The sequence below is a fragment of the Streptomyces sp. NPDC060027 genome, from assembly GCF_042737005.1.
Lineage (GTDB): Bacteria > Actinomycetota > Actinomycetes > Streptomycetales > Streptomycetaceae > Streptomyces.
The window spans coordinates 12,492-39,087 of sequence record NZ_JBHWVI010000007.1; the positions used below are offsets into that span (position 1 = coordinate 12,492).

The 26,596-nt window shown below is 72.1% G+C and carries 21 protein-coding genes; 9 read left to right on the forward strand and 12 right to left on the reverse strand.

What is annotated here, in order from left to right:
* Nucleotides 1-2 precede the first annotated feature (2 nt).
* Both ACFWBT_RS03310 and ACFWBT_RS03315 read right to left on the reverse strand, forming a co-directional pair.
* A complete protein-coding gene (locus ACFWBT_RS03310; protein ID WP_385695232.1) occupies nucleotides 3-1,157 on the reverse strand; it encodes an acyl-CoA dehydrogenase in 1,155 nt (384 codons plus the stop codon).
* On the reverse strand, nucleotides 1,157-2,344 hold the full coding sequence (locus ACFWBT_RS03315) for an amidohydrolase family protein (RefSeq protein WP_385695234.1): 1,188 nt from the start codon (nucleotides 2,342-2,344) through the stop codon (nucleotides 1,157-1,159). Before ACFWBT_RS03315 ends, ACFWBT_RS03310 begins: the two co-directional genes overlap by 1 nt.
* A 201-nt stretch (nucleotides 2,345-2,545) precedes the next feature.
* Here ACFWBT_RS03315 and ACFWBT_RS03320 point away from each other — a divergent pair, with 201 nt between their 5' ends.
* Entirely contained in the window at nucleotides 2,546-4,078 is a 1,533-nt protein-coding gene (locus tag ACFWBT_RS03320) for a class I adenylate-forming enzyme family protein (RefSeq protein WP_385695236.1), read from the forward strand.
* Between the two features lie 250 nt (nucleotides 4,079-4,328).
* Here ACFWBT_RS03320 and ACFWBT_RS03325 read toward each other — a convergent pair whose 3' ends face one another.
* Complete coding sequence (locus tag ACFWBT_RS03325) at nucleotides 4,329-4,841, reverse strand: EF-hand domain-containing protein (protein WP_385695239.1); 513 nt, start codon at nucleotides 4,839-4,841, stop codon at nucleotides 4,329-4,331.
* A gap of 216 nt (nucleotides 4,842-5,057) precedes the next feature.
* Nucleotides 5,058-5,417: an STAS domain-containing protein gene (locus ACFWBT_RS03330; protein ID WP_266765737.1), complete on the reverse strand. Its 360-nt coding sequence runs from the start codon at nucleotides 5,415-5,417 to the stop codon at nucleotides 5,058-5,060.
* Nucleotides 5,418-5,910: 493 nt separating this feature from the next.
* Here ACFWBT_RS03330 and ACFWBT_RS03335 point away from each other — a divergent pair, with 493 nt between their 5' ends.
* Nucleotides 5,911-6,492 (forward strand): sigma-70 family RNA polymerase sigma factor, encoded by a 582-nt coding sequence (locus ACFWBT_RS03335; protein WP_385695240.1) that lies wholly within the window; start codon nucleotides 5,911-5,913, stop codon nucleotides 6,490-6,492.
* Nucleotides 6,489-7,913, forward strand: coding sequence for a zf-HC2 domain-containing protein (locus ACFWBT_RS03340; RefSeq protein ID WP_385695243.1), 1,425 nt, complete (start codon nucleotides 6,489-6,491; stop codon nucleotides 7,911-7,913). Before ACFWBT_RS03335 ends, ACFWBT_RS03340 begins: the two co-directional genes overlap by 4 nt.
* 223 nt (nucleotides 7,914-8,136) lie before the next feature.
* On the opposite strand, the gene purU is transcribed toward ACFWBT_RS03340, so the two are convergent.
* Both purU and ACFWBT_RS03350 read right to left on the reverse strand, forming a co-directional pair.
* Nucleotides 8,137-9,021: a formyltetrahydrofolate deformylase gene (purU, locus tag ACFWBT_RS03345; protein ID WP_385695247.1), complete on the reverse strand. Its 885-nt coding sequence runs from the start codon at nucleotides 9,019-9,021 to the stop codon at nucleotides 8,137-8,139.
* Between the two features lie 111 nt (nucleotides 9,022-9,132).
* Nucleotides 9,133-9,633 carry a hypothetical protein gene (locus ACFWBT_RS03350; RefSeq protein WP_266759878.1) on the reverse strand — a complete coding sequence of 167 codons (501 nt, stop codon included), beginning with the start codon at nucleotides 9,631-9,633 and terminating at the stop codon, nucleotides 9,133-9,135.
* 117 nt (nucleotides 9,634-9,750) lie between these two features.
* On the opposite strand from ACFWBT_RS03350, the gene ACFWBT_RS03355 reads away from it, so the two are divergent.
* The gene (locus ACFWBT_RS03355) at nucleotides 9,751-11,049 is read left to right on the forward strand and encodes an ABC transporter substrate-binding protein (protein ID WP_385695249.1); all 1,299 of its coding nucleotides are present in this window, start codon (nucleotides 9,751-9,753) and stop codon (nucleotides 11,047-11,049) included.
* A gap of 67 nt (nucleotides 11,050-11,116) precedes the next feature.
* Here the strand turns inward: ACFWBT_RS03355 and ACFWBT_RS03360 are convergent, their stop codons facing one another.
* Complete coding sequence (locus ACFWBT_RS03360; protein WP_385695252.1) at nucleotides 11,117-12,832, reverse strand: hypothetical protein; 1,716 nt, start codon at nucleotides 12,830-12,832, stop codon at nucleotides 11,117-11,119.
* Nucleotides 12,833-13,283: 451 nt separating this feature from the next.
* On the reverse strand, nucleotides 13,284-14,669 hold the full coding sequence (locus tag ACFWBT_RS03365) for a transcriptional regulator (RefSeq protein WP_385695255.1): 1,386 nt from the start codon (nucleotides 14,667-14,669) through the stop codon (nucleotides 13,284-13,286).
* Nucleotides 14,670-14,974: 305 nt separating this feature from the next.
* Here ACFWBT_RS03365 and ACFWBT_RS03370 point away from each other — a divergent pair, with 305 nt between their 5' ends.
* From ACFWBT_RS03370 to ACFWBT_RS03380, 3 genes are all read left to right on the forward strand, one after another.
* Nucleotides 14,975-15,628, forward strand: a complete 654-nt coding sequence (locus ACFWBT_RS03370) for a bifunctional DNA primase/polymerase (RefSeq protein WP_385695258.1) — start codon at nucleotides 14,975-14,977, stop codon at nucleotides 15,626-15,628.
* Between the two features lie 111 nt (nucleotides 15,629-15,739).
* On the forward strand, nucleotides 15,740-16,537 hold the full coding sequence (locus tag ACFWBT_RS03375; protein ID WP_385695261.1) for an ABC transporter ATP-binding protein: 798 nt from the start codon (nucleotides 15,740-15,742) through the stop codon (nucleotides 16,535-16,537).
* Nucleotides 16,510-18,147 carry a transporter gene (locus tag ACFWBT_RS03380; RefSeq protein ID WP_385695374.1) on the forward strand — a complete coding sequence of 546 codons (1,638 nt, stop codon included), beginning with the start codon at nucleotides 16,510-16,512 and terminating at the stop codon, nucleotides 18,145-18,147. Before ACFWBT_RS03375 ends, ACFWBT_RS03380 begins: the two co-directional genes overlap by 28 nt.
* 79 nt (nucleotides 18,148-18,226) lie before the next feature.
* On the opposite strand, the gene ACFWBT_RS03385 is transcribed toward ACFWBT_RS03380, so the two are convergent.
* A complete protein-coding gene (locus tag ACFWBT_RS03385) occupies nucleotides 18,227-19,093 on the reverse strand; it encodes an alpha/beta fold hydrolase (RefSeq protein WP_266759890.1) in 867 nt (288 codons plus the stop codon).
* Nucleotides 19,094-20,067: 974 nt separating this feature from the next.
* A complete protein-coding gene (locus ACFWBT_RS03390; RefSeq protein WP_385695264.1) occupies nucleotides 20,068-20,760 on the reverse strand; it encodes a metal-dependent transcriptional regulator in 693 nt (230 codons plus the stop codon).
* 380 nt (nucleotides 20,761-21,140) lie between these two features.
* Between ACFWBT_RS03390 and ACFWBT_RS03395 the strand changes: the two genes are divergently transcribed.
* Nucleotides 21,141-21,896 (forward strand): SIS domain-containing protein, encoded by a 756-nt coding sequence (locus ACFWBT_RS03395; RefSeq protein WP_385695267.1) that lies wholly within the window; start codon nucleotides 21,141-21,143, stop codon nucleotides 21,894-21,896.
* A gap of 144 nt (nucleotides 21,897-22,040) precedes the next feature.
* Here ACFWBT_RS03395 and ACFWBT_RS03400 read toward each other — a convergent pair whose 3' ends face one another.
* Nucleotides 22,041-23,420 (reverse strand): PAS domain-containing protein, encoded by a 1,380-nt coding sequence (locus ACFWBT_RS03400; protein WP_385695270.1) that lies wholly within the window; start codon nucleotides 23,418-23,420, stop codon nucleotides 22,041-22,043.
* Between the two features lie 707 nt (nucleotides 23,421-24,127).
* On the opposite strand from ACFWBT_RS03400, the gene ACFWBT_RS03405 reads away from it, so the two are divergent.
* Nucleotides 24,128-25,183, forward strand: coding sequence for an isopenicillin N synthase family dioxygenase (locus tag ACFWBT_RS03405; protein ID WP_385695272.1), 1,056 nt, complete (start codon nucleotides 24,128-24,130; stop codon nucleotides 25,181-25,183).
* A 17-nt stretch (nucleotides 25,184-25,200) separates the two neighbouring features.
* On the opposite strand, the gene ACFWBT_RS03410 is transcribed toward ACFWBT_RS03405, so the two are convergent.
* Nucleotides 25,201-26,301 (reverse strand): citrate synthase 2, encoded by a 1,101-nt coding sequence (locus ACFWBT_RS03410; protein ID WP_385695275.1) that lies wholly within the window; start codon nucleotides 26,299-26,301, stop codon nucleotides 25,201-25,203.
* Nucleotides 26,302-26,596 lie beyond the last annotated feature (295 nt).

Consider the following 26,596-nt stretch of genomic DNA (forward strand, 5'->3'; position numbering starts at 1 on the left):
ACTCACCTCCCCTTGGGAAGGCCGAGGATCCGCTCGGCCACGATGTTCCGCTGGATCTGCGAGGTGCCGGCCGCGATGGTGTACGAGAGCGAGGACAGCCGGTCCAGGGTCCACTCCCGTCCCAGGTCCAGGGCCTCGGGGCCGAGGACCTCGGCGGCGGCGTCGAACAGCTCCTGACGGGCTTGCGAGTAGCTGAGCTTGAAGACCGAACCGCCGACGCCGGGCACTCCCCCCGTCCCCTGGGCCTCGCTGACGTTCCACTGGGTGAGCCGCCACAGCGCGCGGAACTCCGCGTTCAGCCGGCCGAGACGGCGTCGCAGCACGGCGTCGTCCCAGCGCCCGTTCTTCCGGGCCTCGCGCGCGACCTCGGCCAACACGCGCCGACAGGCGACCACTTCGCCGACGAAGGCGGTGCCGCGCTCGTACGACAGGGTCACCATGGTCACGCGCCAGCCGTCGTTCTCGGCTCCGACGCGGTTGGCGACCGGGACACGCACCTCGTCGAGGAAGACCTCGGCGAACTCGGTGGAGCCCGCGAGGGTCCGCAGCGGCCGGACGGTGATCCCGGGCGCGTCCATGGGCATCGCGAGCCAGGTGATGCCCCGGTGCTTGCGGGCGGCGGGGTCCGTCCGCACCAGCAGCTCGCACCAGTCGGCCACCTCGGCGTGGGAGGTCCAGATCTTGGACCCGCTCACCACGTAGTCGTCGCCGTCCCGCCGGGCGCGCGTGCGCAGCGCCGCGAGGTCCGAGCCGGCGTCCGGCTCACTGAAGCCCTGGCACCAGACCTCCTCGCCGCGCAGCACGGGCGGCAGCCAGCGCGCCCGCTGCTCGGCGCTCCCCTCGGAGGCGATGGTCGGCCCGGCGTGCAGCAGCCCGACGAAGTTGGCCCCCACGTAGGGAGCGCCCGCCTTCTCCGTCTCCTCCAGGTAGATGAGGTGCTGCGTCGGCGTGGCGCCCCGGCCGCCCGCGTCGACGGGCCAGTGCAGCCCGGCGTACCCGGCGTCGTAGAGCATCCGCTGCCAGCCGAGGTCGTACGCCCGTCGCGCGGGCCAGTCGTCCGGGGACGGTTTCGGCGGCAGCGTCGGGAGGACCCCGGCGAGCCACGCCCGCAGGCGTGCGCGGAAGTCCTCCTCCTCGGGCGTGCAGGCGAGATCCACTACAGATCCAGGTCCAGCATGCGGATGGCGTTGCCGCGCATCAGCTTGTGGATCGTCTCGTCGTCGAGGCCCTTCACATGGTCGAGGGCGACCTCCTTGGTGTGCGGGAAGGTCGAGTCGACGTGCGGGTAGTCGGTCTCGAAGGTGGCGTTGTCGCGGCCCACCACGTCCAGGGACGCGACGCCGTGCTTGTCGCGGAAGAAGCAGCAGAAGATCTGCCGGTAGTAGTACGTCGACGGGGGCTCCGGGATCAGGTCCCTGACCCCGCCCCAGGCGCGGTGCTCCGACCAGACGTCGTCGGCACGCTCCAGGGCGTACGGGATCCAGCCCATCTGGCCTTCGGAGTAGGCGAGTTTGAGGCGCGGGAACTTCACCAGGACGCCGCTGAACAGGAAGTCCATCATGGAGGCCATCGCGTTGTTGAAGGACAGCGAGGCCTGGACGGCGGGGGGCGCGTCCGGGGACGCGGCGGGCATCTGGGACGACGAGCCGATGTGCATGTTCACGACCGTCCCGGTCTCCTGGCAGACCGCGAAGAACGGGTCCCAGTAGCCGGAGTGGATGGAGGGCAGTCCCAGATAGGTGGGGATCTCGGAGAAGGTGACGGCCTTCACGCCCCGCGCGGCATTGCGGCGGATCTCGGCGACCGCGAGGTCGATGTCCCACAGGGGGATCAGGCACAGCGGGATCAGCCGGCCGCCGCTGCCGCCGCACCACTCCTCGACCATCCAGTCGTTGTACGCCCGCACACAGGCCAGGGCCACTTCCTTGTCGTGCGCCTCGGCGAAGGTCTGGCCGCAGAAGCGCGGGAAGGTGGGGAAGCAGAGGCTGGCCTCGACATGGTTGAGGTCCATGTCCTTGAGGCGCTCGACAGGGTCCCAGCAGCCGCGCCGCATCTCCGCGCGGGTGATGCCCTCCAGCGTCATCTCGTCGCGGTCGAAGCCGACGGCGGCGATGTTGCGCTTGTACGGGAACTTGAGGTCCTCGTAGATCCACCAGTCGGTCGGCGGACCGTCCGGGTCCATGGTGATCTGGTATTTGCCCGCGACGTAGGCGAGTTCACCGATCCCGGCGGTGAGCGGCTGCGGACCGCGCTCCCGGTACTTCCGCGGCAGCCAGGTCTCGAAGAGGTGCGCGGGCTCGATCACGTGGTCGTCGACGCTGATGATGCGGGGCAGTTCGGTCATGGTCCCCTCCGCCTGGCGTACGGGTCCGTCTGAGGGTGTCCGTGTCCCCCACGACGTATCTGATGGGTCGTCAGATCTCTGTTCACAAGCAGGCTAGCCCCGCACCTATGGACCGACAAGGCGGCGAGCCCTACGCTCTGCGCACGATCTGACTGCCCGTCAGCTACGGGTGTCCGAGTGAACGAACCACAGGGGGTCGAAGTGAACGACACCGCACACGCCCTGAGTTCCGCGCGCACACTGTGGGAGCTGGTCGCCCGCCGTGCCGACCTCACCCCCGACCGGCCCGTCCTGCTCCAGGGGGACCGCTCCCTGACCTTCGGCGAGCTGCGCGACCGCGCCGAGCGGGTGGCGGCGGGCCTGCACGACCGGGGCGTACGTCCCGGCACGGTGGTCGCCTGGCAGCTGCCCACCCGCATCGAGACCGCCCTGCTGTCCTTCGCGCTGGCCCGTATCGGCGCCGTCCAGTCGCCGGTCATCCCCTTCTACCGCGACCGTGAGGTCGGCTTCGCGCTGCGGGAGTCGAAGGCGGAGTACTTCGCCGTGCCGGGCGAGTGGCGCGGCTTCGACCACACCGCGATGGCGCACCGGCTCGGCGCGAAGAACGTCTTCGAGGCGTACGACGCGCTGCCGGAGGGCGATCCCGCCGTGCTGCCCGCCCCGCCCTCCGACGGCACCTCCGTCCGCTGGATCTACTGGACCTCGGGCACCACCTCGGACCCCAAGGGCGTGCTGCACACCGACCGTTCGCTGATCGCCGGCGGCTCCTGCCTCGCCCACGCGCTGCGGCTGTCCGCCGACGACGTGGGCTCGATGGCCTTCCCGTACGCGCACATCGCCGGGCCCGACTACACGGTGATGCTGCTGCTGTACGGCTTCCCGGCCGTGATGTTCGAGCACTTCGCGCTGCCCGCCGCCCTGGAGGACTACCGCGAGCACGGGGTGACGGTGGCGGGCGGGTCGACCGCGTTCTACTCGATGTTCCTCGCCGAACAGCGCAGACAGCCGGGGGAGCCGGTCATTCCCACGCTGCGGCTGCTCGCGGGCGGCGGAGCCCCGAAGCCGCCCGAGGTCTATCACTCCGTCGTCCGGGAGATGGGAGTGCAGCTCACCCACGGGTACGGGATGACCGAGGTCCCGATGATCACGATGGGCGCGCCGGACGACACGGCCGAGAACCTCGCGACAACGGAGGGCAGGCCCCCGGAGGGCATGGAGATACGGATCGTGGACGCGGCGGGAGCCTCCCGGCCCCGTGGCGTCGACGGCGACGTACGGCTCCGGGGGGAGGCCGTGTGCCAGGGGTATCTGAACCCGGCGCAGACGGCGGAGGCGTTCGACGGGGACGGGTTCCTGATCACCGGGGACGTCGGGCATCTGACCGGGAGCGGGCATCTGGTTCTCACGGGCCGGGTCAAGGACATCATCATCCGCAAGGGCGAGAACATCTCCGCGAAGGAGATCGAGGACCTGCTGCACCGGCACCCGGCGGTCGGGGACGTCGCCGTGATCGGACTGCCCGACGCCGAGCGCGGGGAACGCGTCTGCGCGGTGGTCGAACAGCCTCCGGGAGCGGAGGAGTTGACCCTGGCCGCGATGACCTCGTATCTGCGCGGGGAGGGGCTGTCCGTGCACAAGCTGCCGGAGCAGCTGGAGGTCGTGGACGCCCTTCCGCGCAACGAGGCGCTGCGGAAGGTGCTCAAGTACCGGCTCAGGGAACGCTTTTCGGGCTGAGGCGGGGGGCGCCAGCCTCTCGGGGTGAGCGGTCGACCGTCCCTGGGGTGAGCCGTGGACCGGCCGGGGTCAGCGGTTGGCCGGCCGTCTCCGGGAGAGCCGTGGACCTGCCGGGGTCGCGGTCGGCCGGCCGTCCCCGGGAGAGCCGTGGACCGGCCAGGGTCGCGGTCGGTCGGGCGTCTCCGGGAGAGCCCGGGCCGGGTCGGTCCACGGGCTCTCCCGGGCGGAATCCCATGGGACCCGGCCCGCGCTACTCCGGCACCGTGAAGTAGCGGGCGAACGCGCTCACGACCTCCGTCTCGCCGATCCGTCCGTCGGCGTCCGCGTCCAGGGCGGCGGCGGCCGCGGTGGCGAGGTCGTCGCCCACTCCGAGGGCCCTGAGGACGCGCGTGGTCTCCTCGACCGTGGCCGCGCCGTCCCCGTCGGTGTCCGCCACCGCGAGGGCCGCGTGCAGGAAGGGGCGGGCGATCTCGGCGAACCGCTCGGGGTTGTCGCGCAGCCGCTTCACCGCGCCGCTGACGAACTCCTCGCGGGTGATCCGCTGATCGCCGTCCCGGTCCGCTATCCCGGCCATGCCCTGCCAGAACGCCTCGGCTCCGATGTACAGGGCCTGACCCTTGTCCGACCGCGCCGTCGTACCGAAGGCGGCGAGCACCGCCTTGGTCGCGACGTTGAAGTCCTCGCGGTCGATGTAGCCGTTGCCGTCCTGGTCGAAGCCGGCGAACCGGGCGGCAATCCTGCGCTCGTACTCGGTGCTGACCATGGTGTGTTCGGACCGCCTCACTTCTCAGCCGGCCTCGGCCGGACTGCGGTTCATCTGGAACGGAGCGTACGACGACCGGGCCGCCCAGGGAGCGGGAAAACGACGGTTGCACCAAGACCGCGGGAATTCCGGAACAACCGCGTGGCGGTGCGTCGCGCTGTGAGCAGGGGGCGTCACTCCGGGCGAAGGCGCGGGCACGGTGCCCGGCGGGTGGTGTCAGGCCGACAGCGGGCGGGACTCCTCGTCGACGGCCGCGTCGACGTCGGGGTACACGTCGAAGAGGCGGCGCACGCCGAGGGCCGCGAGGACGCGGTTGACATGGGAGCCGTCAGCCGCTCCCTGGGCGGGCAGGATCAGCCGCAGACGGCCGCGGCAGGAGCGCATGAGGCGGCGCGCGGCGATCAGGACGCCGACCCCGCTGGAGTCGCAGAACACGACCCCGGAGAGGTCCAGCACGATGCTGTGCCGACCCTCGGCCACCACGTCGTGCACACTCTGGCGCAGCGCCGGCGACGTCACGAGGTCGAGCTCACCCGACACCCGCAGCACGGCCCACTCGCCCACCTCGCGGCTCACGGCACCCCGGCCGCCCGTACTCCCTGTGCCGCCCGCGCCGCCCTCGCCGTCGGTCACGTCGGTCACGTCGGTCACCTTGAGCGTCACCGCCACGCCTCTCGCTCGCCTCGCCCAGCAGAAACGGAAGCACTCCGTACGCTTCCTTCCAGCGCGGCTGCCCACCCGCAGTTCCATGAAACACGGATCCCCGCAGGAAGAAACGCCTGTCTACGGTCGAAAATCCTTCAGGAGGGGTCACTTTCAGTCGCATACGGTCTGTTGTGGCCAGGTCCGGGGGTGGAAGCGCCACGCCTCTACCATCCATGGCCAGTCCAGGGGCGCACATTGACGCAAAGGGGCGTGCGCTGTCGGACGTGCCGACTACATTCAGGACAGCAGTTGCACACAGTCTGGACAGCGGCACCGCATGGCTGGACAGCGACAGGGGACACGGCCGGGACACCGGCCGGACACACGGACGGGCGCCGGGCACTACCAGAGGTGAGGGGGCCGCATGGCGAAGCAGGACGCACCGCCCCGCTGGGACCGCAAGATGCAGCAGCGGCTCTCCCGCGGGGAGGCGGCCGCGCTCGGTGAGCTCTACGACCGGTTCGCTTCGCTGGTGCACGGCCTCGCCCATCGCGTGCTCGGAGACGAGCGGGCCGCCGACGGGATCACCCGCGAGGTCTTCGCCCACGTCTGGGAGAACCCCGACGCGTACGACCCCAAGCGGGGCCCCCTGCGCTCCTGGGTCGCCGCGCTGACCCACCGTCTCGCCGTGCAGCGCCTGCGTGCCACCGAGACCGCCGCGCTCGCCCAGGGCGGCCAGGGCACCGCCGAGGAGCTGGAGCGCAAAGTGCGCAGCGCGTCCGTCGCCGCCCGCGCGGACTACATCGTCACCTCCATGCCCACCCCGCTGCGGGCCGCCCTGGAGCTCGCGTACTTCCAGCGCCGCGACTACCGCCAGGCCGCCGCCGACCTCGGCGTCACCGAGGACGAGGCCCGCCGTCGGCTCCGCCTCGGCCTCCAGCTCCTGTCCACCGCCCACGACACCGGACCCGCCGGCGCCCCGCCCGAGTTCGGGGGTGCGCGGTGACCGAAGGAAATGACCGGTTCGAGTCGTTCGACGACGAGGAAGGGCACGAGGACAGGTACGAGGACCCGTACGAGGACGGGCACCAGGACCCGTACGAGGACGGGCGCGAGGACGGCCGGGGCTCCCGGGAGTCCCTTGACCCCGGCCTCACCGGGAGCGGCGGCGACGCCGCACCGGGCCCGGGCGGGCCCCCGCGCATACCCCCGCCGCGCACCTCCGTCGAGGACACCGGACTGGCACTGCCCGAACCGGCCGCCACGCCCGGCCCGGCGCCGCTCGTCCTCGAACACCGGGTCCTGAAGTCACTGCTCGGCGCGTGGGCGCTGGCCGCCTGCTCGGCGGACGAGACGACGGCCGTCGAGGAACACCTCGGGTACTGCGGCTCGTGCGCGGACGAGGCGCTGCGGCTGCGCGAGGCGGTAGGGCTGCTGCATCCCGCGGAGAGCCTGGACCTGGACCCGACGCTGCGCACCCGCGTCCTGACGAGCTGCCTCGACCGGCGCCCACCGCGCATCCCGGTACCCGAGTGGGCCGCTCCGTACGACGCCGAGACCGCCCGGCTCGACGCCCTGCTCCAGGACATCGGCGGTTCCGAGTGGCACGCGCCCGTGCGGCTGCGCTGGTTCGAGGGCGACGGGCCCACGAGCCGCCGGACGACGGTCGCCGGGGTCATCGCCCATCTGCTGAGCGTCGACGGACTGGTCGCCGTCGCGCTGGGCCTGGACGACCCGCTCGGCGGCACCGGCGCCGAGCGGCCGACGCCGCAGGAGCGCACCGAGGCGTACTGGCGGGCGTCGAACGTCCCGCCCACCCGGTCCGTGCGCCGGCCCTGGCGGGAGCAGAGCCACACCATCGTGCGGACGGCGTCGTTCGTGGAGGGAGGCGCCTCCCACGCCCGCGCGGTCGAGCGCGGGGCGGGCTCCGGACTGCTCACCGTGGCGTACGGCGGCTTCGAACTGCCGCTCAGCGACTCGCTGCTGGACCGGGCCTTCGAGTGCTGGGTGCACGCGGGGGACATCGCCGACGCGGTGGACTACCCGTACGAGCCGCCCGCTCCCCGGCACCTCCACCGGATGATCGACCTGGCCGCGCGCATGCTGCCCGTGTCGCTCGCCGAGCGGCGCCGGGCGGGGCTGTCGGCCCCGCCGACCCGGCATCTCGTCACCGCGGGCGCTCCGGGGCGCAGCCTGCGCCTGGAGATCGAGGGCTCCGGCGGCGGCGAGTGGCTCATCCCGCTCGACTCGCCCGGAGCCGTCGGCTCCGCCGAGCGCGAGGTCGCCCATGTCGCGCTGGACGGGGTGGAATTCTGCCGCCTGGCGGCGGGCCATGTGTGCCCGGAGGAGGCCGCCGCCGGACAGGACGGCGACCGTGAGGCCATCAGGGACGTGCTGTTCGCGGCGGCGTCACTGAGCCGGATGTAGCCGAGGCGCGGGGGCGGAGCCGCGGACCGCGTGCCCCCGGCCACCCAGCCCGCAGCACCTCCCGCCGGTGCTGCCACCCAGGCCGCAGCACCTCACGCCGGTGCGCCGCCACGCCCTCACGCCGGTGCGCAGGAGCGGCCCGCAGACCAGTGCGCCATCACGCCCGCAGGCCGGTACGCAGGAGCGGCCCGCGCACCGTTGGGCAGCACCCGCCCTAACGCCCTTACGCGAAAACGACCGTCCGGCGGCCGTTCAGCAGGATGCGGCGCTCCGCGTGCCACTTCACCGCGCGGGCCAGCGCCTGGCACTCCACGTCACGGCCGATGGCGACCAGCTGGTCGGGGGTGACGTCGTGGCCGACCCGCTCGACCTCCTGCTCGATGATCGGGCCCTCGTCGAGGTCGGCGGTGACGTAGTGCGCGGTGGCGCCGATGAGCTTGACCCCGCGGGTGTGCGCCTGGTGGTACGGCTTCGCGCCCTTGAAGCTCGGCAGGAAGGAGTGATGGATGTTGATGATGCGGCCGCTGAGCTGCTTGCAGAGGTCGTCCGAGAGGACCTGCATGTAGCGGGCGAGGACGACCAGTTCGACGTCCTTCTCGCGCACCAGCTCCAGCAGCTGCGCCTCGGCCTCGGCCTTCGTGTCCTTCGTCACCGCGATGTGGTGGAAGGGAAGGTCGTACGACCCCACGAGCTCCGCGAAGTCCGTGTGGTTGGAGACCACGGCGGCGATCTCGACGGGCAGCGCGCCGATCCGCGCGCGGAAGAGCAGGTCGTTCAGGCAGTGGCCGAACTTGCTGACCATGAGGACGACCCGCATCCGGTCCTCGGCCCGGTGGATCTGCCAGTCCATGTGGAAGGCGTCACCGATGGCCGTGAAGCTCGCGCGCAGCTTCTCCACCGTCACCGGCGACTCCGCCGAGAAGTGGACCCGCATGAAGAACAGACCCGTGTCGTGGTCGCCGAACTGCTGACTGTCCTCGATGTTGCAGCCGGTCATGAACAAGTAGCTCGACACGGCGTGCACGATGCCCTGCTTGTCGGGGCACGAGAGGGTCAGGACGTACTGCTCGGCGGCGGGGGCGGCCCCGCGGACGGACGGCTCATTCATGCGGGACAGGGTCCCATACCAGGCGCCCTGGGCGGACTGTCGTCCCGCCACCCGGACGCCCCGCGGGCGCCCGCCACCGTCCGACCTCCAGGCCGACCGCTGGGCCGACCGCTAGGCCGACCGCGTCATGATGCGCAGGACCTCGAGCGTGCGCGGAGGCGCGTCCGGGTCCTCGCCGTCGCTCGCCGCCAGCCGTACGTGCGCGGCGCGCGCGGCCTGCAGGGCCTCCGGCCACGCCTGGTGGTCGAGATAGGCGGAGACGGGCGCGTCGGGTCCGACCTGGTGCATGATCCGCAGCACCCGCAGGACGGCGCTGTCCACGAGGGCCGCCTCCTGGGAGTCGCGGAAGATCGTGCCGACGTATTTCTCGGCCGACCAGTTGTCCAGCCAGGTGTCCTCGACCAGGCGGTACACGGCGTCGGTGACGTCCCCGTAGCCGTCGACACCGGCGAGCCAGACGTCTCGCTGGAAGGCGGGGTCGGAAAGCATGTGCAGCGCGGAGCGCACATTGCTGCGCCAGCGCCACCACGGCATGTCGTTCAGTGGCATGCCGCCCATGGTGGATGAGCGACGGCCGCGACGGGAAGAGTTCTCCGAACCTTGCACGGTCACCGATCGTACGTTCCCTGTGAAAATCAGTTCATCGGCCCCCGCAATTCACCTCTGCGTCACCCCCTGTCGACCCAAGGTCACACGAGGGTTCTCGGTGTGAGGGAATCGTGCCTGTCCATGACCGGTAGGCGACGTACTCGCACCACCTCCCCCGCTCCGCCCCGGCCCTTAAAGGCCACGCTGCTGTACGCGAGCGCGCTGGTGGCGTGCGCGTCGGTCACCGTCGGGTGCGGGGCCATCCCTGGTGCCACGGGGGGCTCCGGGGATGGCCCCGTCAGGGTGATGACCTGGGCCCCGGAGAAGACCAGCGCGACCAACAAGCCCGGAATGCCGGCGCTGGCGAAGGCCTACGCACGCTGGGTCAACGCCCACGGCGGCATCAACGGCCGGAAGCTCGAGGTCCTCACCTGCAACGACCACAACGAGTCGGTCTCCGCCGCGCACTGCGCCGAGCGGGCCGCCGCCGAGAACGTCGTCGCGGTCGTCGGCTCGTACAGCCAGCACAGCACATCGTTCCTCGCCCCGCTGCAAAGCGCGGGCATCCCCTACATAGGGGGCTACGGCGTCACCGACGACGAGTTCACCAGCCCCCTCTCCTACCCCGTCAACGGCGGCCAGCCGGCCCTGCTGGCCGGCCTCGGCGAGCAGCTCGGCAGGAACTGCGGCCCGGTCTCGCTCATCCGCCCCGACACCATCGCCGGTGACGAGCTCCCGGTGCTGCTCAACTCCGGCCTGAAATCGCAGGGACACGCGCAGGCCGCGGACCAGCGGGCGGCCGAGGACGCCACCGAGTACTCCGTGCCGACGGAGCAGGCGCTCCGGCACGCGACCTCAGACGCGGCCGTGCGGGGCTGTGTGGTCCCCGCGCTCGGCGACCGCACCAACACCTTCATGGACTCGTTCCGGCGCGACAGCACGAGCTACCCGAAGGTACGCACCGGCACCGTCATCGGCAGCGTCGACCAGTCGCAGATCGACGCCACGGGCGGCAGGTCGGGCCCCTACGAGGGCTCGTACGTCACCGGCTGGTACCCGACGGCGAGCGACCCTCGCTGGGACCGGATGCGCAAGGTGATCAAGGAGCAGGCCTTCGGCGACAACCGGATCGAGCCGGACGACTCCGGGGTGCAGACCACCTGGATCGCCTACACCGTGCTGAAGAAGGTCATCGAGTCCATCGGCTCGGGCGAGGTCACTTCGCTCACCATCCGGCGCACGCTCGACAACGGCCTGAAGGTGAGCACCGGCGGGCTCACGCCGACGCTCAGCTGGCGCTTCGAGGACATGATCGCGGCCGTCGGCTTCCCGCGCCTCATCAACTCCGACGTGACGTTCCAGGTCGTACGCAACGGTCAGCTGACGGCGGCACGGCGCGGGTTCGTCACCATGTCGAAGACGCTGAAGAACGCGGACTAGGACGGAAACACTCCGGACGGACGTCGTCCACGGCCGGGGCGGCTCCCGCCCCGGCCACCCGGAGGGGTCAGAGCTGGGTGCGGGCCCGCTGCGTCAAGCCGTACTTGGAGGCGATGGAGTTCCACAGCCTCGCGGCCTTCTCCTTCTCGGTGGAGGCCGTACCGCTGGCCGTGTTGGCCGCCAGGGTCTGACCGGTGGTGCGGGCGTGGCCCTTGCGGCAGCCCTTCTTGTCCTTGACCTGGTCGGCCCAGGCCGCGTAGTGGTTGTCGGCCGCCGCGGAGGCCTTCCAGCCCTTGGTGAGGGCGGAGGACAGCTCGGCGTGGTTCGGCAGCTTGTCGACCGCGAGAGCGGAGAGCCGGGTCACCAGCTCGCCCCGCTGCTTGGCCGCGTCCCGCAGATCACTGCCCGCCTGGTCGAGGTTGTTGCACACCTTCACGTCCGCCACGGCGTTGATCACCGCGTCACGGCTGTCGCTGCTGTCGGCGAGGAGCTTGTCCAGCTCGACGGCCTGCGCCTTCGCCGGGTCGGCGGCGGGTGCCGACGAGCCCTGCGTGGCGGGCGCCGACGCGGACACCGGCTTGCCGGTGTCCTCCTTCTTGCCGTCATCGCCTCCGCCGCCGCTGAGTGCCGCTCCGGCGCCGATGCCGAGCACGATGATGCCGATGCCGACGGCCGCGATCACCGGGACGCGCGAACGGCTGCGGCCACCGCCGCCCGCTCCGTCGCCGTCGGACGCGCCGCCACGCCGTGCGGCGGCCCGGCCCCCGGGTGCGCCGGGCGCGGCCTGCGCGCCGTACGCGTCGTGCGGGGCCTGGGGTGCGGACGCGTCGATGCGCGGCATCATCTGCGTCGACCCGTGCACCTCCGGCTCACTGCGGAAGAGGTTGTCGAACTCGGCGGGGGGCTGTCGCTCCTCCGGCGCGCCGGAGGGTATTCCGTAGGACCCGGCCGACTGCGCGGGCACGGGAGCGATGTACTGCGTGGCATCGGCGTCCGAACCGGCCGCGGGCGGCATGGATCCGGCACCCGGGCCGCCCTGCGGCGTCCGCCCGAGGAACTGCGTCGCGTCGGCCTGGACCTCCGGCGGCAGCGCGCCCGGTCCCACCGGCGGTATGTACTGGGTGGCGCCGTCCGGCGCGGCGGCGACGGGCGGGATGAACTGCGTCGCGCCCTCGTCGCCACCCGGGGCGGCCGGAATGTAGGGGATGTATTGGGTCGCCCCGTCATCACCGCCGGGCGGAAGCGGCACGGACTGTCCGGTGTGCTGTCCCTGCTGCCCCTGTTGTCCTTGGGCCCCGTAGCCGTCATAGCCGTCGTAGCCGGACGCCGCCTGCGAGCCGTGCGCCCCCGGCGCATAGCCGTTCCGCGCGCCGTACGACGACGCCTGCGCGGCCTCGGGCGGCAGCGGTCCGGCGCCGGACGCCTGCGGCTGGGCGAAGCCCTGCGCCTGCTGGGAGCCGTGCGGGTCCGAAGCAGGCCAGCCCTGGGACCCGGAGGACGCGGAGGCGCCCCACTCCGGGGTGGAGGGCGTCGGCGGGGACGGCTCGGCGGCGCCCCACGCCTGGGTGCCGTTCCCCGGCGCTCCCCAGCCGTCGCCGGGCTGCGGCGCCGGGGCGGCCGGCTGGTCGGGGCCCCACGGCCTGCCCCAGGCCTGACCACCCGCCGGGGTGGCACTGTCACCCGTCGTACCCGGCAGCAGCGGCTCGCTGCCGTCGGAGGGCAGCACGATGCCTTCGCGCGCGGGCCGCGCCGAGGGCTCCTCGCCCTGTCCACTCTGCGTCACCGGGACTCCTACGAATGGGGGACCTTCGGGATCGTCGGCTCACGCTACCGGGTCCCCGCAGCCCGGTGCCACGCAGCACGGAACCCGACCCCCGCACCCTGTGACACGGGTAACGAAACCGCCCCCGAATGCGCTGTATCTCACTTCCTCCGCTCACAGCGCTCTCGTTTTCCCGGCGTTCACGCCGGTACAGGCCATATGTTCACGTGCGCGGCGGCAGGGAGCGTGAGATAAACGATCACGCCCGCACCGGACCCCGGCGATCGCGCGAGCGCGCCCCGCGCCGATACGGCCCGGCCGTACGCCGTACCCCGCACCCCGCACCCCGCACCCCGCATCCCGCGCGCCGCGGTTCCCGTGGGGCGCACGCGGCGTGCGCCCCCGCCGGGACCCGCACCGGTCCGTCCGCGCCGGGACACGGACACTCAACCCACGTGCCCCACCCGTGCGTTCACGCCGCCGCCTGCAACTCCATGCGCGCCCCGAACTCCCGTACCACCGCCTCGTCCCGGAACGGTTCCAGGCGCTGCTGCAGGTCCTCCAGATACTCGGCGCCCCGGTTGGAACGGAGCGTGCCGAGCAGTTCGACGGCGCGCAGACCGGTGTTGCAGGCCTGCTCCACCTCGCGCTGCTGGACCTGTGCCGTGGCCAGCAGGACATAGCCGATGGCGCGGCGGCGGGCACGCGACTCGGGATGACCGGCGAGAGACTCCTCGGCGCACCGCGCGGCTGCCTCGGCCTGGCCGAGGTCCCGGTGGCAGTGGGCCAACTCGTCGGCCAGATAGGCCTCGTCGAAGTGCGCGATCCACGTCGGGTCGTCCCCGGAGGCCGCGTCGGCGCCCTCCAGAGCGGTCACGGCCCGCCCGGACGCCACCTGCGCGGCACGTGCGTCGCCCATCAGCGCGTGCCCGCGCGCCTCGGCCGCGAGGAACATCGACTCCGCTCGCGGCGTCACCCGCCCGCGTGCCCCCTCCTGCGCCGCGCGCGCCAACTGCGCGATCTCGCGCGGGTTGCCGAGCTGGGCGGCCAGGTGGCTCATGGACGCGGCGAGGACGTAACCGCCGTAACCGCGGTCCCCGGCCGCCTGGGCGAGCCGCAGTGCCTGGATGTAGTACCGCTGGGCGAGCCCGGGTTGACCGGTGTCGATGGCCATGTAGCCGGCGAGCTCCGTCAACCGGGACACGGCGGCGAACAGTTCACGTCCGACCGCCTCCCGGTAGGAGCCGGCGAGCAGCCCGGAGACCACACTGTTCAGGTAGTGCACGACGACCGGGCGCACATGCCCGCTGCCGTACTGGTGGTCGAGCTCGACGAGAGCCTGGGTCATCGCGCGGACCGCCGCCACGTCGGAGAGCCCGACCCGCGGGCCCGCCGAGCGGGCGACCTGCGAGTCCGGCGACGAGATCAGCCAGTCGCGGCTCGGCTCGACGAGCGCGGAGGAGGCGACGGACGAGCCGGACAGGAAGTCCCGCCGCCCAACGTCGCTCCGCCACAGCTCGCAGACCTGCTCGATCGCGCCCAGTATCGTCGGCGAGAACTGGAGACCGACGCCGGACGCGAGGTTCTTGCCGTTGGCCATGCCGATCTCGTCGATCGTGACCGTCCGGCCGAGCTTGCGGCCGAGCGCCTCGGCGATGATCGCCGGAGCCCGTCCACGCGGCTGCTGGCCGCGCAGCCAGCGCGCCACGGACGTCTTGTCGTAGCGCAGATCGAGTCCGTGTTCCGCCCCGCACATGTTGACCCGGCGAGCCAGCCCGGCGTTCGAGCAGCCCGCTTCCTGGATGAGTGCCTGCAGTCGTTCGTTCGGCTGCCTGGCGATGAGTGGCCTTGCGGCCATGGCGTACCCCCTGTGGCTGCGGTGCCTGCCCACGCACCGAGTTGACGTGTCTTCACCGGCCGACCCGTCGAAAGAAGTCGGCCAGGAAGATCAATGCCCCGCAGACATGCCGAAGATGCGAGACATGTGAGGATTGCCGGGGTAAGGGCGGTTGCCCGACCCCACCCCTGATTACCCACTACCGGCTGCCGTTCCTCCTGCGCGCCCCCACACGTGCATCCATGCGCCCCAGGCACGGAATCGATGCCCCTCCCCAGCGCGCGTGTCCCCCGTAACCCGCGGTGGACCCGGGAGTTGAGTCCCACGTGGAAGAGACCATCGCAGGCACCGAGTCCGCACAGATCCCGAAGCAGCGTGGCGAATCGCTGCAGGAAGCCGCCGTGCGCTATGCCGAGGAACGCCACTGGGACGTGTTCCCCGGCACGTGGCTGGAAGCGGCCGACGGGGTGCAGCACTGCTCCTGCGGAGAGCCGGCCTGTGCCGTGCCCGGAGCGCATCCGGCGCGCGAGGACTGGGCGAATCAGGCGACGGGCAGTGCGACCGTCGCGCGCCGGCTCTGGTCGATGCAGCCGACGGCGTCGATCCTGCTGCCCACGGGGCGTACGTTCGACGCCATCGACGTGCCCGAGTCGGCCGGGTTCCTGGCGCTCGCCCGCATGGAGCGGATGGAGCTCACCCTCGGTCCTGTGACCTGCACGCCGGACCGGCGCATGCACTTCTTCGTGCTTCCCGGCGCCGCGGCGAAGGTGCCCGATCTCGTACGGAGGCTGGGCTGGCCGCCGGCCTCGCTCGACCTGGTCGCGCTCGGCGAGGGTGCCTATGTGGCCGCGCCGCCCACCCGGTTCGGCTCCCGGGGTGCCGTGCAGTGGGCCTGCCGGCCGACGCACGCGAACCGCTGGCTGCCGGACGCGGAGGAGCTGATCTCGCCACTGGCCTACGCCTGCGGACGGGACCGGTAGCGAAACGCGATCCGCGCCGCCGGAGCGATGGTCCGGCGGCCGCGTTCCGTCGTGGCTGGTCGCGCGGTTCTCCACACCCCGGGCCGGCCCGTCGGCCTTTAGGGTGCCTACATGACCGAGGGAGCGAAGGACGACGACGTGCCCGCCGTACGCGTGCGAGGGCTCTGGAAGCGGTTCGGGGAACAGGTCGCCGTCGCCGGGATCGATCTGGAGCTGCCCGCGGGCCGGTTCATCGGGCTCGTCGGTCCGAACGGGGCCGGCAAGACCACCACCCTGTCGATGGTGACCGGGCTGCTCAGGCCCGATCAGGGCACCGTCGAGGTGGTCGGCCACGACGTGTGGCGCGACCCGGTGGAGGTGAAGGCACGGATCGGCGTGCTGCCCGAGGGGCTCCGGCTCTTCGAGCGGCTCTCCGGGCGGGAACTGCTCGGGTACACCGGCCGGTTGCGCGGCCTGCCCGGTGCCGAGGTCGACAAGCGCGCCACCCAGCTCCTCGACGTCCTCGACCTCGCGGGCGCGCAGCACAAACTCGTCGTCGACTACTCGACCGGCATGCGCAAGAAGATCGGTCTGGCCTGCGCCCTCCTCCACAACCCCGAAGTCCTCTTCCTCGACGAGCCGTTCGAGGGCGTCGACCCGGTCTCGGCGCAGATCATCCGCGGTGTCCTGGAGCGGTACACCGCTTCCGGCGCCACCGTCGTCTTCTCCTCCCACGTGATGGAGCTGGTCGAGTCGCTGTGCGACTGGGTCGCCGTCATGGCCGCCGGACGCATCCGCGCGTACGGCCCGCTCGCGGAGGTGCGCGGCACCGCGCCCTCGCTCCAGCAGGCCTTCCTGGAACTGGTCGGCGCGCACGGCCGCGGCACCGCGACCGACCTGGACTGGCTGGGCGGCGGGGCTCCCCGGTGAGCGCCGGCCCCGGCGTCTCCGCCGCGTCGATCACTCCCGTCGTCGTCCGTCTGAAGCTGTCGCTCCTGCGCAACGGGCTGCGGCAGTCCGCCGGGCGGCGGGCCGCCTACCTCGTCTCCCTGGTGCTCGTCCTGTTCGTCGCCGCGCTCCAGCTGATCGGGCTGATCGCGCTGCGCGGCAACGCGCACGCCACCACCGTCGCCGTGGCGCTCGTGACGGTGACGGCGCTCGGCTGGGCCGTGATGCCGCTGTTCTTCCCCGGTGGCGACGAGACGCTCGATCCGACGCGGCTGGTGATGCTGCCGCTGCGGCCGCAGCCGCTCGTCCGGGCGCTGCTGGCCGCCTCACTGGTCGGCATCGGGCCGCTCTTCACTCTCTGTCTGCTGGTCGGCTCGGTGACCTCGGTCGCGCACGGGACGGCGGCGTACGTGACGGCGGCCGTCGCGCTCGTCCTCGCCCTGCTGGTCTGTGTGGCCCTCGCGCGGGCCGTCGCGGCCGCCAACATCCGGCTGCTGTCGAGCCGCAAGGGCCGCGATCTGGCGGTGCTCAGCGGACTGGTCGTCGCGGTCGGCGTGCAGCTGGTCAACTTCGGCGCGCAGCGCCTCGGTTCGGCGGGCGGGCTGTCGACGCTGGACCCGGTGGCGGACGTGCTGCGCTGGGTGCCGCCCGCGTCGGCGATCGGCGCGGTGGACTCGGTGAGCGACGGATCGTACGGCAGCGGGATCGCCCAACTCGCGCTGTGCGCGGCCGCCCTGGCGGGGTTGCTGACCCTCTGGTCCCGCCATCTGACGCGGCTGATGACCTCGCCCGACGGGTCGACGCTCCAGGCGGCGGAGCCCGCCGCCCGGGACCGGGGCGCGTCGGGGATCGGGCGGCTGCTGCCGGCCGGGCGCACCGGCACGGTCATGGAGCGCAGTCTGCGGTACGTGTGGCGCGATCCGAAGACCAAGGCGGCGTGGGTGACCTCGCTGGCCATCGGGCTCATCGTGCCGGTGTTCAACGCCCTTCAGGGGACCGGCACGGTCTACTTCGCGTGCTTCGCGGCGGGGATGCTCGGGATCCAGATGTACAACCAGTTCGGGCAGGACACGTCCGCGTTCTGGATGGTCGCGATGACGATCTCCTCCACCCGTGACGCGTACGTCGAACTGCGCGGGCGTGCGCTGGCCCTGCTGGTGATCACCCTGCCGTACGCGACGCTCGTGACCGTCCTGACGACCTCGCTGCTCGATGCCTGGCGGCAGCTGCCCGAGGTGCTCGGCCTGTCCTTCGCGCTGCTCGGCGCGATGCTGGCGACCGGCGCCTGGTCCTCGGCCCGCTTTCCGTACTCCATCCCCCAGGAGGGCTACAAGAACGTGGCCCCCGGTCAGGCCGGCCTCGCCTGGATCTCCATCTTCGGCGGCATGGTCTCGGCCGCTCTGCTGGCCGCCCCCGTCATCGCCCTCACGATCTGGCTGAACGTGAGCGCGGACGGGGACCGGTGGAGCTGGCTGCTGCTGCCCGTGGGGGCCGTCTACGGGGCCCTGATCACCCTGCTCGGGCTGCGGCTGGCGGCGCCCCGGACGGCCCGGCGCCTGCCGGAGATCCTGGCTGCGGTCAGCAAGGGGTGAGCCCGCGCCGGGCGGCGCCGGCCGGGTCACGCGCCGGTGCCCGCTCCGGCGGTCCCGACCGCCGGGGACAGGGGCCGTGCTAGCTGGTGAGTACTCCGTCGAGGAACGGCTCGATGGCGGCTCGCCACGCCTCCGGCTGGTCGTAGTGCACCAGATGGCCGGCGTCGGCGACCTCCGCGTACTGGCCGCGCGGCAGGACCCGGACCATCTCCTGGGACTCGGCCCGGCCGAGCTCGCCGTCGAGGCCCCGTACGACCAGGGCGGGGCACTGGACCTGGGCGAGCTCCTCCCAGTGGGCGTCGTACACCCATGTCTGGCGGGACTTGAGCATCTGCTCCGGTTCGAAGACCGGGCGCCAGCCGTCGGGGCACTCGTGCATCACCTCGGCGTAGAACTCGCCGCGGGAGGGGTTGCGGCGCTCCACCCAGGGGTCGTCCTCGCCGAACCACTTCCGTACGTCGGCGAGCGTGGCGAAGGGAACGGGCCAGGCCTTGAACCAGTCCTCCCACTCGCGTTGCGAGGCGGCACCCAGTGCCGAGGCCCGCATGTCGCAGATGATCAGGGCGCGGACGAGATCGGGGCGCTTGGCGGCGAGCTGCCAGCCGGTCAGGGCGCCCATCGCATGGCCGATGAGGACGGCCGGTCCGAGGCCGAGCTGGTCGAGGGCGGCTTCGGCATCCTCGACGTAGGCCTCACGTGTGTACTCGGCCTCCGGGCCCTTGTCGCTCTGGCCGTGGCCCCGCTGGTCGAGGGCGATGGCGCGGTGCCGCTCGGAGAGCCAGCGGGCGGTGGACGCCCAGTGCGAGGCACGGCCCATGAGGCCGTGCAGTAACAGCACGCCGGGCGCCTCGGAGGCCCTCGGCTGGTCGCTCTTGGGAGGATCGGCGAACTCCCAGGCGGCGAGGCGTACGCCGCCCGCTCCCGTCACGTCGATGCGCCGCACCATCGGTAATGGCACCCCCCTAGCTCGCTCGGACCCGCTCGCTCCCGCTCGATCCGGCCGGTCCACTCGTACCGCTTCTGCCGCTGCTCCTGCTGCTCAGTGTCCGTATGTGTACTCCCGCCACACCGTCACGTTATCGAATGGGGTTTCGAGAATGGCCTTTCTGGCCGCAACACCCCTCGTTCGAGTGACCACCCGCGAGGATTGACCGCCGCCGCCGCGGGGAGATCTTCAGCGGGAGGCGGACCGCTCGGGGAAAACGGTCCGAGGGGAATGACCTTGAGAGCTCGGGGCTCCGGGTCAGCACAGGGGAGGACAGGCCCCGGCGCCAGACGGCGCCGGGGCCCTCTCCACATCTGCGGCACATCCTTACGCCCCCTCCCCGACCGCACACCATCGCTCTCGGACACGGTCAAGAGCCCTCAGGTCATATGCCTCACGCGACAGCCTCGCACGCAAATGGTCCCGGCGCTGCGATTCCGCACACTGAATCTTGGTTTCGGCCAGGTCGCGAAAACATCACAACTACCCCTACAGCCACAGCAGTTGACACACCCAGGGGTGCGCCGGACGGAAGGCGCTCCACGGTGTCCGGCGTGCGCCCGGGCGCCGACGTGGAGGTCAGCGACTGCCGGCCCCTGCGTCGACGCCCGGGAGCTGCCCCTCGCGGGCACCGGAAACTCGGGCGGGGAAAAGGCCGATATCCGGAACCATGGATACCGGCCGGGCGGGCGCCGGAATTCCGGCCACCGGAACCCGGGGTACCGGAATCCCGGGCACCGGAAGCATCGGCACCGGACGTCCGGACACCCCGGGAGGTTTGGACGCCTCGGGAGGTCCGGACACCGGAGGACCGGGCACCGCGGGCACGGTCCGCCGAGGCGCGGGCGCGGGCAGGGCGCGCACCCGTTCCGGGGACCGGGGGCTCGGGCGCGGAAGGCGCGGGCACCGGGAAGCCGGTACGCCCGCCGACGGCGTCAGCGCTTGGCGACGAACACATGGGAGGCAACGTCGGCCTCCAGCTCCGCGGCCTCGCCGCCGCTGCCCACGAGGACCCCGCCCGCCGACTCGGTCACGCTGACCACGGAGCCGGGCTGCACGCCCGCCCGTCGCAGCGTGTACATCAGCTGCGCGTCGGTCTGGATCGGCTCACCGATGCGCCGTACGATCACGGTCTTGCCGTCCAGACCCGGGTCGAGCTCGGCCAGCGACACCATGCCCTCGTCCAGGAACGGGTCGGCGCCGTCCTTCTCGCCCAGCTCCTCCAGGCCCGGGATCGGGTTCCCGTACGGCGACTCGGTCGGGTGGCGCAGCAGCTCCAGCACGCGCCGCTCCACCGCCTCGCTCATCACGTGCTCCCAGCGGCACGCCTCCGCGTGCACCTGCTCCCACTCCAGACCGATCACGTCGACGAGGAGACACTCCGCGAGGCGGTGCTTGCGCATGACGCGTGTGGCCAGGCGCCGTCCCTCGTCGGTGAGTTCCAGATGCCGGTCGCTGGCGACAGCCACCAGACCGTCGCGCTCCATCCGCGCCACCGTCTGGCTCACCGTCGGGCCGCTCTGGTCGAGCCGCTCCGCGATCCGGGCGCGCATGGGGACAACGCCTTCCTCCTCCAGCTCGAGGATGGTGCGGAGATACATCTCCGTGGTGTCGATCAGTCCGGACATTCGTGCCCCTCGATTAGCTCTGCCGGAGACTCGATGGTCCACCGGCGTGTGCGCTGGCCCTGAACTCAATTCTGACGCATAGCACTGACAACCGTGCCTCGCCGTCCGAACCGCTTGCCGCCGAGTGCCCGGAAACCGTGCGGACACGGGCCCCGGCCCGCCCGCGCGGGCCGCGGCAGGGGCGCCCGGGACCACCTCCGACCGTCATGGACCGCGCCCGAGGGTCGTATTGACAGGGCAGTGGTCCAGACCGCAACGTGATCCGCGACACGAGGGGAGTACGGCCGCACCGGGGAACCGGTTCAGCCGCCCGTCCGCCCCGTGCCGACCCCGACGCCGACGAGACGTCCAAGCGACGAGACTTCTAAGGGGCTCCGCCGATGAGCGACAGCAAGCTGGCCGGGCAGTTCTTCGACGCCGCGATCGGCCTGCTGCGGCAGGTACGGGACGAGGACGCCGGGGAGATCGAGGCGGCCGGGGCCCTGATCGCCGACACCGTCACCGACGGCGGCCGGCTCTTCGCCTTCGGCGCCGGGCACTCCTCGCTCGCCGCGCAGGACATCGTCTACCGCGCGGGCGGCCTCGCCCTGATGAATCTGCTCGCCGTGCCAGGAGTCGTGGGCGTCGACGTCATGCCCGCGACGCTGGGCTCCGCCCTGGAGCGGGTCGACGGTCTGGCGAGCGCGGTCCTCGACTCCAGCCCGCTCCGCGCCGGCGACCTGCTGGTGATCATCTCGCTCTCCGGCCGCAACGCGCTCCCCGTGGAAATGGCCATGAACGCCCGCGCCCTGGGCGTGAAGGTCATCGGCGTCACCTCCGTCGCCTACGCCACCGAGACGACGTCCCGGCACGTGTCGGGCACCTACCTCAAGGACCACTGCGACCTCGTCCTCGACTCGAGGATCCCGGTCGGCGACGCGGAACTCACCGTGGACTCCATCGAGGCACCCTTCGCCCCCGCCTCGACCGTCGTCACCTCGGCCCTCCTGCAGGCCGTCATGGCCACCGCCGCCGGCGCCCTCGCGGACCGCGGCATCGAACCGCCCCTGCTCCGCTCGGGCAACGTCGACGGCGGCCACGAGTGGAACGGACGGATCATGACGGAGTACGGGGACCGGATCTTCTACCGCCGCTGAGCGGACGTACGGGGGGGCACCCAGAGGCACGCACCCCCGGCGGGCCCAGGCCCAGCGGCCCCAGGCCCGGCGGTCCAGGCCCGACGGCTCCAGGCCCGACGGTCCAGGGGGAGGCCGCGAGGAGTTCGCGTCCCGGGGGCGGCCTCAGGGCCGTCCCGTCAGCTCCTCCAGGTCCAGCGCCATCGCGATCCGTACGGCCACGTCCTCCGCGTACATCGCGTCCGTGCGCTCGAACCTGCTGCGCCCCGCGCTCCGCAGGAACGTCACGACTCCCAGCGTCCGCCCGCGGCTGCGCAGCACCGCGCACAGGGCGTGCACGGCGTCGCGCGGCCACTGGCGGGCGAGAGCCCACTCGCGCGCCTGCTCGGCGTCGGCCGCGCCCGCGTCGGCCCGTACCGACCCGGCGCGTTCCACGCACTGCAGCGCGGGGTGCCCCTCGGCGTAGCGCACGGGCAGTCCGGCCTTGCCGGTGAGGATGCTCGGCCCGGGTGCCCCGGCGGGGGTGGCGACGGTCCGGACGAGCCGTACGGGCCCCTCCCCGTCCACGAGCCGGCCCCCGGTCACCCGGTCGACCAGGGCGTGGTCGGCGAAGCCCGCGAGGGCGAAGTCGAGGTGGACGGTGGCGGCCTCGCCCGGGTCCTCGCACTCCGCGGCGGCCCGCGCCGCGCGGTGCAGCTGGTTGGCGCGGAAGCGCAGCAGCGCCGCCTCCTGCTCGGTCTGCTTGGCCTCGGTCACGTCCTGGAAGAGCCAGCCGACACCCAGGGGTACGGGTTCCTCGGCGAGCGGCGAGGCGAGCCGCAGGAAGCCGCTGCGCCAGCACCGGCGCTTCTCGCCCTCCGGCGTGCGCACGCTCACCCACAACTCCGCGGGCGCGGGCGGCGCGCCCTCGGACAGGACGTGGGTGAAGGCGCTCTCCAGTTCCTCGACGCCCTGGGAGAGCAGCTCCCCCAGGGGGCGGCCGAGAACGGAGGTGCGTCCGGTCCCGAGTGCCTTCGCGGCGTGCGCGTTGACCACGGCGGGCCGCAGGTCGGCGTCGACCAGCACCACGCCCCAGCTGGCGTCCTCGAACAGCGCCTCGCTCAGGGCTATGGACCGTTCGAGGTCGATCTGGGCGTGCACCTCGCTGAAGGCGCAGTACACCCCGGCGGGTTTGCCGTCCGGGCCGCGGACGGCGGCGGACTGGGTGCGGACGAGGACGCGGCCGCCGTCCTTTGTCAGGAGGGCGAACTCGTGCACCTGGCGGCCTGGGGCCTCCATCGTTGACATCAGCCGGGCCTCGACCTCTTCGGCGTCCGCGGTCCGCACGGCCCAGCCGGCGAAGCCGTGCCGCCCCACGGCCTCGGCCGCCGTCCACCCGAGAATGCGCTCGGCCTCGCGGTTCCAGTGCGTCACGGTCCCGTCGGCGTCGAAGGCGCACAGGGCCGCGTCCATGCCGTCCAGCAGCGCGGCAAGCAGATCGGAACCATCCGGCTCGGGCTCGTCCGGCCCCAGCTCGGTGGTCCCACTACGCCGGGAAGCACTCACCTGGACCCCCTGCAGGCTGCGTCCGTGTGTACGGCGCGACAGTTCGCTCACTGGTCTCCATTCAACTCGAACGTGACCCAGCCCACACCTCGTTCCCCGAAGATTGGACGAAATCGTTGTACGCCGGATTTTCGCCCCGTCCGCCCCACGAGCACCCGTCCCGCTCCCCTCTCCGTAAATCGCTTGAGGCTCCCCGGATGTCTTCATAGAGTGCTGCCCACGTAGGAGAGGAGGTGGTTCGGCTCATGACGGAAACCCGGACATACGAGGTGACTGCGGGCTGACGGCCCGTTGTCGGACTCGGTTCGGCGCCGGACCGGCATGCGCGATGCGCATGCAGCCGGCCCAATCCAACGCAGTCACCCGACCCGCGAGCTCGCCGGTGCGTCCGGCCGGCTCCTTCGCCTCACGGCGGAGGGACCCGAGCTCGCGGGTCGTCTGCGTGTGCGGTGTTCGGCCCGGGGGAGCGTTCGGCCGGAGTGACCCGGGTCACAGGAGGATCGCGGGGGCGGCAGTATCCTGTGCCCATGCCTCCGATGCTCGTTCGACGCCGCCACGTGGATTTCGTGCGCGTCACGAGCATGGGCTGTCGGCGCTCAGCCTGACCGGCCCCCTTCGCACCGCTTCTCTCCTCCATCTGGCACCCGTGGCCCCCGCCCCACCCCTGGCGGCCGCCCGGGCACCCGTACACCCCGCGGACGCATCTCATGACGACGAACACGTCTTCCACGCCTGCCCCGAGCGGGCAGCGGTTCCCCTCGTACCAGCAGCTTCCGATCATCGATCTCTCCGCCGCCGACCGCGGCCCCCAGGCGCGAGCGCTGCTGCACGCGCAGTTGCACAGCGCCGCCCACGACGTGGGGTTCTTCCAGCTCATCGGGCACGGGGTGAGCGAGGCCGAGACCGGCGCGCTGCTGCGGGCCATGCACCGGTTCTTCGCGCTCCCCGAGGCCGACCGGCTGGCCATCGACAACATCGGCTCGCCGCACTTCCGCGGGTACACGCGGACGGGTGACGAGCGGACCGGCGGCAGCCGGGACTGGCGGGACCAGCTCGACATCGGGGCCGAGCGGGCCGCGCGGACACCCGGTCCCGGCGAGCCCGCGTACTGGTGGCTGGAGGGGCCGAACCAGTGGCCGGCCGCGCTGCCGGAACTGCGGACGGCGGCGCTGGCCTGGATCGAACGGCTGAGCACGGTCGCGGCACGGCTGCTGCGCGAGCTGCTGACCGCGATCGGGGCTCCGGCCGGCTTCTACGACCCGGTCTTCGGCGAGCGGGCCCACCCGCATCTGAAGCTGGTGCGGTATCCGGGGAGCGCGGGCGACGGTGCCGACCAGGGCGTGGGAGCGCACAAGGACTACGGATTCCTGACGCTGCTGCTCCAGGATCAGGTCGGCGGGCTCCAGGTGCAACGCGAGGACGGCCGCTTCCACGACGTGCCGCCGCTGCCGGGCGCCTTCGTGGTCAACCTGGGTGAGCTCCTGGAGGTCGCCACCAACGGGTATCTCGTGGCGACCAACCACCGGGTGGTGAGCCCGGCCGGGGCCACCGAGCGGTTCTCGGTGCCGTTCTTCTACAACCCCCGCCTCGACGCCCGGGTCGAGCCGCTGCCGTTCCCGCACGCCTCCGCCGCGCCCGGCGTCACCGACGATCCGTCGAATCCGCTCTTCGCCGAGTACGGCTTCAACGAGCTGAAGGGCAAGCTGCGGGCGCACCCGCTGGTCGCCGCCCGTCATCACGCGGAGCTGCTCACTCCCGCGTGATGACCGGCGTACGGGGGTCAGTGGGCGATGTCCCCGTATCCCTCGATCTCCTGGGGGCCGCGCGAGCCGGGGCCCACGTAGTGCGCGGAGGGGCGCACCAGGCGGCCCGTGCGCTTCTGTTCCAGGATGTGCGCCGACCAGCCCGCGGTACGGGCACACGTGAACATGGACGTGAACATGTGGGCCGGGACCTCGGCGAAGTCGAGGACGATGGCCGCCCAGAACTCGACGTTCGTCGCGAGGACACGGTCCGGGCGGCGGGCGTGGAGCTCGGCGAGAGCGGCCTTCTCCAGGGCTTCGGCGATCTCGAAGCGGGGGGCGCCGAGCTCGCGCGCGGTGCGGCGCAGCACCCGCGCGCGCGGGTCCTCGGCGCGGTACACGCGGTGGCCGAAGCCCATCAGGCGTTCACCCTTGTCGAGGGCGTGGCGGACGTAGGCGTCGGCGTCCCCGGTGCGTTCGATCTCCTCGATCATGCCGAGGACGCGGGAGGGGGCGCCTCCGTGCAGCGGGCCCGACATGGCTCCCACGGCGCCGGAGAGCGCGGCGGCGACGTCCGCGCCCGTCGAGGCGATCACGCGCGCGGTGAAGGTGGAGGCGTTCATGCCGTGCTCGGCGGCGGAGGTCCAGTAGGCGTCGACGGCGGCGACATGCTTGGGGTCGGGCTCGCCGCGCCAGCGGATCATGAACCGTTCGACGACGGAGTGGGCCTTGTCGATCTCGTTCTGCGGGACCATCGGCAGACCCTGCCCGCGGGCGGACTGGGCGACGTACGACAGCGCCATGACGGCGGCGCGGGCGAGGTCCTCGCGGGCCTCTCGCTCGTCGATGTCGAGGAGGGGTTTGAGGCCCCAGACCGGGGCGAGCATGGCGAGCGCGGACTGCACGTCGACACGGATGTCACCGGAGTGGACGGGGATCGGGAACGGCTCGGCGGGCGGCAGGCCGGGATTGAAGGCTCCGTCGACGAGGAGTCCCCAGACATTCCCGAAGGAGACATGGCCGACGAGGTCCTCGATGTCGACGCCCCGGTACCGGAGGGCGCCGCCCTCCTTATCCGGTTCGGCGATCTCCGTCTCGAACGCGACGACTCCTTCGAGTCCGGGTACGAAGTCGGACATCAGGCGGCTCCTCGTGATGTGTACGACAAATGATGTTGTGGGATCTCGGTGACCCTGTGCCCTATCAGGGGTGACGGTCGACGATCGTGCGGTTCGCGAGCCGGTTCCACGGTCGTTCTCCGAAGACTCTCGAATGGTCTTCGAAAGATCTCCGCCGACTCGCGGTCCGAAACGGTCACTCCGGTGATGCCCCGTGCGGCCGGTCATCCAACCGGAACGGCAGCAGCACGATATCTCCGAGTGCCACCTTTGGGGAGAGTGCGCGGCACTGAGTGCCACTGCGTGACGAAGGACA

What these genes read in the sequence shown, in the direction of transcription:
- ACFWBT_RS03315 (WP_385695234.1), bottom strand. Translation starts at nt 2,344, where the DNA reads ATGACCGAACTGCCCCGCATCATCAGCGTCGACGACCACGTGATCGAG.
- ACFWBT_RS03325 (WP_385695239.1), bottom strand. Translation starts at nt 4,841, where the DNA reads ATGGTCAGCACCGAGTACGAGCGCAGGATTGCCGCCCGGTTCGCCGGC.
- ACFWBT_RS03335 (WP_385695240.1), top strand. Translation starts at nt 5,911, where the DNA reads ATGGCGAAGCAGGACGCACCGCCCCGCTGGGACCGCAAGATGCAGCAG.
- purU (WP_385695247.1), bottom strand. Translation starts at nt 9,021, where the DNA reads ATGAATGAGCCGTCCGTCCGCGGGGCCGCCCCCGCCGCCGAGCAGTAC.
- ACFWBT_RS03355 (WP_385695249.1), top strand. Translation starts at nt 9,751, where the DNA reads ATGACCGGTAGGCGACGTACTCGCACCACCTCCCCCGCTCCGCCCCGG.
- ACFWBT_RS03365 (WP_385695255.1), bottom strand. Translation starts at nt 14,669, where the DNA reads ATGGCCGCAAGGCCACTCATCGCCAGGCAGCCGAACGAACGACTGCAG.
- ACFWBT_RS03375 (WP_385695261.1), top strand. Translation starts at nt 15,740, where the DNA reads ATGACCGAGGGAGCGAAGGACGACGACGTGCCCGCCGTACGCGTGCGA.
- ACFWBT_RS03385 (WP_266759890.1), bottom strand. Translation starts at nt 19,093, where the DNA reads ATGGTGCGGCGCATCGACGTGACGGGAGCGGGCGGCGTACGCCTCGCC.
- ACFWBT_RS03390 (WP_385695264.1), bottom strand. Translation starts at nt 20,760, where the DNA reads ATGTCCGGACTGATCGACACCACGGAGATGTATCTCCGCACCATCCTC.
- ACFWBT_RS03395 (WP_385695267.1), top strand. Translation starts at nt 21,141, where the DNA reads ATGAGCGACAGCAAGCTGGCCGGGCAGTTCTTCGACGCCGCGATCGGC.
- ACFWBT_RS03405 (WP_385695272.1), top strand. Translation starts at nt 24,128, where the DNA reads ATGACGACGAACACGTCTTCCACGCCTGCCCCGAGCGGGCAGCGGTTC.
- ACFWBT_RS03410 (WP_385695275.1), bottom strand. Translation starts at nt 26,301, where the DNA reads ATGTCCGACTTCGTACCCGGACTCGAAGGAGTCGTCGCGTTCGAGACG.